The following is an 8,032-nucleotide window of genomic DNA, read 5'->3' as shown; positions in this document are numbered from 1 at the left end:
CTCGAGCATCCTGACTCCTTCTGACCACGTTGCCAATGGCGTTGACTATAACAGTGGCTATTGCCTGCCGCCAGAGGTTGTCGCATTGTCGATGCCACTGACAGACTGGCTGACGACGGTGAGGTACCGTGATGTCTGCGCGACCTCAAGACCGCGACCTGCGAACGGAGTTCTCGATGGCGACGACACGGAAGACCGCGGATTCGGCGAAGGCGAAGGCGCCCGCGAAGGCCTCCGCTCGGCCCCGGCGCGCGCGCGATTCACTGAGCCGCGAGATCATCGTCGCCGCCGCCGACCGCGTGGTCGAGCGTGAAGGCCTCGACCGCCTGACATTCCAGTCGATCGGCGAAGAGCTCGGCGCGCACCCGACATCGATCTACCGGCACTTCCGCGACAAGGACGAGCTGCTCCTCGCCCTGATCGACACGCTGCGAGCCCGGTCGTACAGCGGCGGGATGGTCGCGACCGACGACTGGCTCGCCGACCTGCGCACCCAGGCGCACCTGATCCACGACCACTACATGCGCTACCCCGAGTTCGCGCTGCAGATGGCGCTGCGGCGCCCGACCGACTTCGCGTCGATGGAATTCTCGATCGGCGCGCTGCGCCGCGGCGGGTACGACCAGATGCAGGCCGCTCTCTACGCTCGGGCGCTGGGCCAGCTCATCCGCTCGGCCTCCAGCATCCCGGCCGCCCTCACCGCGTTGCCCGCCGATGTGCAGGATGCCGATGAACTGACCTGGCAGATGGACTACCGCCGACTCGACCCCGCCGAGTACCCCGAGATCACCTGGGCGGGCGACGCCCTTCCCGGCATCCGCGATCCTCGGGCATGGGAGACCGCGCTCGACCTGCTGCTCGAGAGCATCGAGCGGCACGCGCCGGGGGCCTGACGCGGCACTGTTCTCGCGACCCTCCTGCGGGTCCCGCGCGCCGCGGGCCACGTCGGCGGACTCGCCCTCATGTGCGGGGCCACTTTGACACCGCTCTCATGTGCGGGGCCACTTTGACACCGCCCCGGAGCGTATCGGGTGCGGAACTGGCCCCGGCTGGAGGCTCGGGTGCGGAACTGGCCCTGGCCGGAAGCTCGAGAACGGATGCCGCGCGTCAGCGCTCGCGCCCACCGACGAGGTCGTCGAGCATGCCGGCCAGCAGGTCGACGCGCTCGTGCATCGAGGCGATCGACACCCATTCGTGGTCGGCGTGCGCGCCGGCACCTCGGGGCCCGAGGCCGTCGAGGGTTCGGGCACCGACCGCGGCGGTGAAGTTGCCGTCGGATGCTCCGCCGGCCGAGACCGCCTCGACCTCGGGGTGACCGAGAGCATCCGCAACCCGGCGAGCGCAGGCGAGCAGTTCAGCCGACACGCTCTCTTCCATCGGAGGGCGATTGATGCCGCCGAACACCTCGACGCTGACGTCGTCGGTGTGGGCGCCGAGCGACTGCATCCGCTCGTCGACGCGCTCGAGTTCGTCGAGGGTCCACGCGCGTACGTCGACGCGCAGCTCGGCATGCTCGGGAATCACGTTCGTCACGGTTCCGGCCTGCGCCACGGTCGGACTCACGGTGGTTCCGCGCTCGTCGTCGGCGAGTTGCGGCAATGCCAGCACCTGGTGGGCGAGCTCGGCCAAGGCGCTGCGACCCTTCCAGGGCTCGAGTCCGGCGTGCGCTGCGCGTCCGGTGATCGCCAGGCGATAGATGCTGCCGCCGCGGCGAGCGATCTTGAGCGCGCCGTCGAGGCTGGGTTCGAGCACCAGCACGGTGCCTGCCCGGGCGGCTTCGCGTTCGATCAGCGCACGCGAGGTGGTCGAGCCGACCTCTTCGTCACTCGTGAGCAGCACCGCGATCTCACCGGGACGCGCGACCTTCTCGAGCGCGGCCGCCATGATCACGGTGCCCGCCTTCATGTCGAAGACGCCCGGCCCCGTGGCACGATCGCCGTCGAGGCGGAACGGGCGCTCGGCGATCGTTCCCGCGGGGAACACGGTGTCGAGATGCCCGATCAGCAGCACCGAGGGCGCGTCGCCACCCGGCCAGAGCAGATGAGGGATGCCGTCGACCGTCTCGATCGCGCCCTTCTCGCCGAGCACGGGCTCGAGCCAGGAGCGCACGAGATCCTGGGCTGCGGCGAGACCCGCAGCATCGCCCGTCGGGGTCTCGATCGTGACGAGTTCGGCGAGGCGCTCGGTCTCGCGGTCAGGGGCGCTCACGAAGACACCTCCACGCTCGCGAGGAACGCTCGCAGGGCTGCGGCCGTCGGCTCGGGCGCCTCTTCGGCGAGGTAGTGATCGGCGTCGATCGGCTCTCCGCTGACATGCTCGGCATAGTGCGACCACGTCTCGAGCACGTCGAAGTTGCGGCCGACGTAGCTGTGCGCGCCCCACAGTGCGAGCACCGGACAGGCGATGCGGCGCCCCTCCGCCCGGTCAGCACGGTCGTGGTCGAGGTCGATCGTGGCGGCGGCGCGGTAGTCCGCCCCCGACGCATGCACCGTGTCGAGGTCGAAGCAGCGCAGGTACTCGTCGAACGCATCGGGCAGCGCATCACCGTCATGCCGGCGGCCGGTGAAGCGGCTGCGCAGCCAGGTCTCTCGATCCGCCCCGATCAGCGCCTCGGGCAGACCATCCGAGCGGGCGAGGAAGAACCAGTGGAAGTACGCCGTCGCCATCTCGCGGTCGACGTTCTCGAACATGTGCAGCGTGGGAACGATGTCGAGCACGGCGAGGGCGGTGACGGCATCCGGATGGTCGAGCGCCAGCCGATGCCCGACTCGGGCTCCCCTGTCATGCCCGATCACGGCGAACCGTTCGTGGCCGAGTTCGCGCATGAGGGTCACCTGGTCGCGGGCCATGTCGCGCTTGGCGTAGGAGGCACCGCGGGGTTTGGCCGAATCGCCGTATCCGCGCAGATCAGCCGCGACGACCGTGTGGTCTTCGGCGAGCACGGGGGCGACCGCATCCCACATCGCCTTCGTCTCGGGGTAGCCGTGCAGCAGCAGCAGCGCCGGCCCTGAGCCGCGGACCTCGGCCGCGATCTCGATGCCGTCGCAGTCCATCGTGACCGATGTCGGCGTGCGGGAATGGGTCATCATCGTCCAACTCTCGGAACTCAACGCGCAAGTCAATTGCATTGACTATATCAATGACAAGAGATTTGGGAAGAGGGAGTCGGCGGGTGTGGAGACCGGCGCGAGCATCCGACCTACTCGCCGTTCGCAACTCAGCATGAACTACGCAAACCGGGCCGGAATCGCGCCCTGAGACCCCGGAACGCACGCTCTCTGCTGAGTCGTGAACGCAGCGCCTGGCGTTCCGCCTCCATAACTCCGGCCGAGCGGCGACCTCCGCGTCGAATCCGCGCCCGTGAACCGCGGAGCGGACGTTCTCGCCGGAGTCATGGCGCCGAGGCAGCACCGACCAGGTTCATGCCGGGTGCCGGCTGCAGGAATCGCCCTGCCCAACCCTGCCCCGGCTGGCACCCGACCCGACCCGCGGGCCTCACGTCACCAGAGGAAGGTGACCCCGACCGCCAGCACAGCGCCGATCACGGCCACCGGCCACCAGAGCCAGGCGCGGCGACGAGGCAGGAACGGCAGCGGCGCCTGTGAGGCGCGAAGGACGAGCACGCCGATCGCGGCGAGCGCGGGGGCCAGAGCAATACCCCACAGCCATCCGCCGACCGCGAACCAGGGTCCGCTGTGCCAGAGCAGCAGCAGTCCGAAGGTCACCCAGATCAGATCACTGGCCGACGGCAGCAGCGCCTTCGTACGGAACGAGCGGAGCAGCGCGATCAGGCCGAACAGCAGGGCGAGCCCGAAGACTCCCCACGCGACCGTCTGCGTCGGGGCGTCGACCGCGGGGATCGGCGTGCCGGATGCATACGACAGCGCGATGTAGTCGGCAGGGGCCGTGGTGTTCGACAGAGCGATGAAGGCCGTCCCGGCATCCCGGTCGAGCGTGAGCATCGTGCGAAAGCCGGCGGTGCCGCCGTTGTGCCACGTCTGCATGCCTTCACCCGAGAACGCTGCCGAGGTGATCCAGCCCCAGCCGATCGCGGCGCCCTCCCCCATCGGTGCGGTGGGCTCGAGCGCCGCTGCGCCCGGGGCCGTGCCGTCGAGGTTGGCCTGCGCCCAGAGCGCGAGGTCGGCCGTGGTCGTGAAGGTCGACGACCCTGCCGGCAGGTAGCCCTCGCCCCACCACCGCGGGGCCGGAACGCCGTTGATCAGGAATCCGGGCACGGCGTCGGCCGGAACCGCGTCGGCGGATGCCGCGACGACCGTGTCATCCATGCCGAGCGGACCCGTGATGCGCTGCTCGAGCAGCGTGGCGTAGTCGTCGGCATCCGCCGCCTCGACGAGCGCTGTGCCGAGAAGTGAGACGGCGAAGTTCGAGTAGAGCGACCCCTGGTCGGGGTCGACCGGCGCCACCGCGGCGTCGGCGATCAGCTGCTCGGTCGTCGTGGTCGCGTAGGCGTTCTCATTGAGCAGCACGCCCGAGACCGCGGCAGCGGCGGCCGTGGCCCCGAGGCCGGGCAGGCCCGACGAGTGCTGCGACAGTGACGCGAGCGTCACGTCGCCTGCGGCCGTGCCCTCGAGTTCGGGCAGGTGCTGGGCGAGGGTGTCGTCGGGGCTGACCTCGCCGCGCTCGATCGCCTCGGCGAACAGCGACCCGGTGAAGGTCTTGGTGATGGATCCGAGTTCGAAGACCGTGTCGGCGGTCGGCGCTCCGGGATTGCTCGGGTCGGCGTCGCCGAGGCCGGCGAAGACCGCGCCATCCGGACCGATCTCTGCGACCGAGAGCGCACGGAAGCTGTCGAAGCTGCCGGGAAGAGAGCGGATGCGGTCGGCGAGACCCGGATCCCCCGCCGTCGATGCGCTCACGGTCTGGTGCTGCGGACCGATCGCTGCACCGACCGCGACACCCACGAGGGCGGCGGCGGCGATCACGGCGAGGATGGCGCGGGTCGGGCGGCGGCGCGGTGTCTCCGATCCGCTCTCGCGGACCTCGGGGTCGATGGACGTCGCGGATGTCGAGGGGGTCGTCACGGGGGGCTCCTCAGCTCGAAGCGATCATGGTCAGGACGAGAAGGGGCACGACGCGCGCCGCGGGCACCTCGTAGTATCCGCGGCGGGGTGAGACGAGCCACCCCGCGGTGACGAGCTGACGCAGGTGGTGGTACAGCTGCCCGGACGATGCGAGGTGCTCGAGCTGCAGCAGCTCGGCCGTGGTGTGCGCGCCGCGCATCACCTGACGGACGAGCTCGATGCGGGCGGGGTGACCGAGAGCCTCGAGAGGGTGGGCGAGATCGCTCCAGTCCTCCGACAGCAGGCCGTCAGCCATGAGCCCGTACTGCCAGCGCACGGGACCCGCAGCAGTGTCGACCGCACCGGCCATCATCACCGCACCCGGCGCACGTCGGCCGAGCTCGTTCACGAACCAGAGCGGGTCGTCGGTTGCGGCGGGGGCGTCGGAGCCCGCGGCGGCAGGGTCACCGGGACCGGCGGATGCGGCATCCGGGTCCGCGCCAGCATCCGCACTCTCGATGTCGAATGCTGCAGCTCGCTCGTCGGCCGCATGCGCGGCCGCGTCAGCGAGCGTCGAAAGTCGCACGACCTCCTGCTCGAGCTCGGTCAGTCGGCGCTCGATCGCACTCGCGGTATCCGGTTCCATGACTCGAACCTATCAAAAGTTCGTAATTACGGATAATCGATGTTGGGCGAACCAGATGGCACTCAGAGCGTGCCGAAGGCGATCACCGGTCCCTCCTCCCGGTCACGACTTCGGAACCCGGAGTCCGGCACGCCGCCAGAACCGAATGAGCCCCGGCGCGGCGGCCCCGGCATCCGAAGCTGTGCCCGGGTCGGGGGCCCGGCCGGGGAACCTGCGACGCCGGGCGACCCGAGAAGTAGGCTGAGGGCATCATGGAACCCTTCTGGTCGTGGCTCGGCACTGTGCCCTGGTGGATCATCTTCCCCATCATGGGCGTCGCCGGCGGCGCGGCGAAGGCGTGGGAGCGCAATGCGAAGCGCCGCCATGAACGCCGTCTCGAGACGCTGCGGCTCAAGGCCGAGATCAAGACCGCCCAGCTCGAGGCCCGCAACGGCCATGCCAAACGGGTGGGCCCTGCGATCATCGACACCCAGGCACCCGTCGCGCCCAACGCCCTACTCGAGCGCCTCTTCTCGGAGCACGACGAGCTCACCGCCCGCTGGCTCGACTACGAGCTCGACGTCGCGAAGCTCATCGCCTTCCCCGCCATGAGCGACGGACGCCAGCCGCTGGTCGCCGCGTTCCTGCGGGCCAAGAAGACGGCGGATGCTCTGCGCCCCCTGTCGGCCGAAGCGAACGTCACCGAGCAGCAGGTGTCGGAGTACCTCGATGCGGTGGGCGCGTATGCCGTGGCGTTCGAGATCGCCGAGCGGGATGCCCGTCGCCTGCGCGACTCGACCTTCACCGAGCCTGAGCGCAAGCGCCTCGATCGCGCGCAGCAGCTGCTCAAGGTCGCCGTCGACGAATCGGCCACGCAGGCCGAGCGCAACATCGCGTACAAGCGCGTGCGCGATGAGCTCGAAGGGCTGATCCTGCTGAGCGACGAGGCCGTGCAGGTGCTCGAGAAGCAGGTCGCGCGCGAGCTGCCGGCGCAGGCCACGCCCCCCGCAGGCCCCGGGGCCCCCGCGACCGCGCCCACTGCCGAGCCCACTGCCGAGCCCGAGAGGGTCTACCTGCCCTCTTCGACGAACGCCCCTGCATCCCGGACCGCAGCAGAGGCGACCGCGCCCCTGCCCGAGAGCATCCACGACGACGAGAAGAATCGGCAGTGATCACGAGATTCGAAGAGCTCGACTGGCAGGAGACGCCGATCGGCGAGCTGACGCTGCGCCGACGCACCGAACCCGGGGTGGGCCAGGAGATCTACGAGGTCAAGCTCGGCGACGAGTATCTGATGTCGAGCCTGTTCACGGTGGCGGAGGAGGAGCTCTCGAATCTGGGCCTGGCCGCTGCCGCCGGCGATGACCTCTCGGTCCTGGTCGGTGGCCTCGGACTCGGATACACGGCGGTCGCGGCGCTGCGAGATGACCGTGTGGGGTCTCTCACCGTGGTCGATCGGCTCGGCGCCGTGATCGGCTGGCACCGCAGGCGGCTGCTGCCCGTGTCGGCGGAACTCGTCGACGACCCGCGCACGAACCTGGTCGAAGACGACTTCTTCGCCCTGATGCGCACGGCACCCCACGAAGACCACCCCGGATACTCCGCGATCCTGCTGGATGTCGACCACTCGCCGCGTCACCAGCTCGACCCCACGCACGCCGACCTGTACACCGCGGCGGGCCTGCGCGCACTCGACCGGCACCTCGCTGACGGGGGCATCTTCGCGCTGTGGTCGGATGACCCGCCCGACGACGAGTTCATGACCGAGATGCACGCGGTGTTCGATGACGCCGTCGCGCACGTGGTCGACTTCGCGAACGCCGTCACGGGCGGGACGTCGTCGAACACGGTGTACGTCGCGCGCAGCCGGCCTGCGGCGGATCCCACCGCGGGCCGCGGATCGGCGTCCGCCTCGTGACGCCGAAGACGATCGTCCTCACGGGAGCATCCGACGGAATCGGTGCAGCGGCGGCGCGCCAGCTCACGGCATCCGGCCACCGACTGATCCTGGTCGGCCGCTCCGCCGCCAAGATGGGCGCCGTCGGCGACGAGACCGGCGCCGAGTGGTTCACCGCCGACTTCACCCGGTTGGATGACGTGCGCGAGCTCGCCGCGAAGATCGCCGACACCGTGGGAGAGGACGGAATCCATGTGCTCGCGAACAATGCGGGCGGCATCTTCGGCGACCAGACCCCGACCGTCGACGGATTCGAGAAGACGCTGCAGGTGAATCATCTGGCGCCGTTCCTGCTGACGAACCTGCTGATGCCCCAGCTGCGCACCGGTCACGCGGCGATCATCAACACGTCGAGCGTGGCGCACCGCCTGTTCGGACGCATCGACATCGACGATCTCGACAACCACAAGAATTTCAGTGCCAATCGGG

At 69.7% G+C, this 8,032-nt stretch carries 8 protein-coding genes; 4 read left to right on the top strand and 4 right to left on the bottom strand.

All coding sequences use genetic code 11. The features are described from left to right. Window positions 1–176: 176 nt before the first annotated feature. Window positions 177–893, top strand: a complete 717-nt coding sequence (locus tag J7E68_RS05015; RefSeq protein WP_215170434.1) for a TetR/AcrR family transcriptional regulator — start codon at window positions 177–179, stop codon at window positions 891–893. 214 nt (window positions 894–1,107) lie between these two features. Here the strand turns inward: J7E68_RS05015 and J7E68_RS05010 are convergent, their stop codons facing one another. The 4 genes from J7E68_RS05010 to J7E68_RS19605 form a co-directional block, all read right to left on the bottom strand. Continuing rightward, on the bottom strand, window positions 1,108–2,208 hold the full coding sequence (locus J7E68_RS05010) for a M20 family metallopeptidase (RefSeq protein WP_215170432.1): 1,101 nt from the start codon (window positions 2,206–2,208) through the stop codon (window positions 1,108–1,110). Further along, window positions 2,205–3,089 (bottom strand): alpha/beta fold hydrolase, encoded by an 885-nt coding sequence (locus tag J7E68_RS05005; protein WP_215170430.1) that lies wholly within the window; start codon window positions 3,087–3,089, stop codon window positions 2,205–2,207. The genes J7E68_RS05010 and J7E68_RS05005 overlap by 4 nt, the downstream gene beginning before the upstream one ends. Before the next feature lie 411 nt (window positions 3,090–3,500). Further along, entirely contained in the window at window positions 3,501–5,042 is a 1,542-nt protein-coding gene (locus J7E68_RS05000; RefSeq protein ID WP_215170427.1) for a serine hydrolase, read from the bottom strand. A gap of 10 nt (window positions 5,043–5,052) precedes the next feature. Further along, window positions 5,053–5,667: a winged helix-turn-helix domain-containing protein gene (locus tag J7E68_RS19605; RefSeq protein WP_251048659.1), complete on the bottom strand. Its 615-nt coding sequence runs from the start codon at window positions 5,665–5,667 to the stop codon at window positions 5,053–5,055. A 251-nt stretch (window positions 5,668–5,918) separates the two neighbouring features. Between J7E68_RS19605 and J7E68_RS04990 the strand changes: the two genes are divergently transcribed. From J7E68_RS04990 to J7E68_RS04980, 3 genes are all read left to right on the top strand, one after another. Continuing rightward, window positions 5,919–6,818: a hypothetical protein gene (locus J7E68_RS04990; RefSeq protein ID WP_251048658.1), complete on the top strand. Its 900-nt coding sequence runs from the start codon at window positions 5,919–5,921 to the stop codon at window positions 6,816–6,818. After that, window positions 6,815–7,564, top strand: a complete 750-nt coding sequence (locus tag J7E68_RS04985; protein WP_215170425.1) for a spermidine synthase — start codon at window positions 6,815–6,817, stop codon at window positions 7,562–7,564. Before J7E68_RS04990 ends, J7E68_RS04985 begins: the two co-directional genes overlap by 4 nt. Further along, the coding region (locus J7E68_RS04980) for an SDR family NAD(P)-dependent oxidoreductase (protein ID WP_215170423.1) at window positions 7,561–8,032 on the top strand (472 nt) is incomplete at its 3' end. The genes J7E68_RS04985 and J7E68_RS04980, both read left to right, overlap by 4 nt.

Origin of the sequence: Microbacterium sp. ISL-103 (assembly GCF_018613995.1) — a bacterium.
Lineage (GTDB): Bacteria > Actinomycetota > Actinomycetes > Actinomycetales > Microbacteriaceae > Microbacterium.
This window is presented reverse-complemented; position numbering and strand designations above follow the sequence as displayed.

What these genes read in the sequence shown, in the direction of transcription:
- J7E68_RS05015 (WP_215170434.1), top strand. Translation starts at nt 177, where the DNA reads ATGGCGACGACACGGAAGACCGCGGATTCGGCGAAGGCGAAGGCGCCC.
- J7E68_RS05005 (WP_215170430.1), bottom strand. Translation starts at nt 3,089, where the DNA reads ATGATGACCCATTCCCGCACGCCGACATCGGTCACGATGGACTGCGAC.
- J7E68_RS19605 (WP_251048659.1), bottom strand. Translation starts at nt 5,667, where the DNA reads ATGGAACCGGATACCGCGAGTGCGATCGAGCGCCGACTGACCGAGCTC.
- J7E68_RS04990 (WP_251048658.1), top strand. Translation starts at nt 5,919, where the DNA reads ATGGAACCCTTCTGGTCGTGGCTCGGCACTGTGCCCTGGTGGATCATC.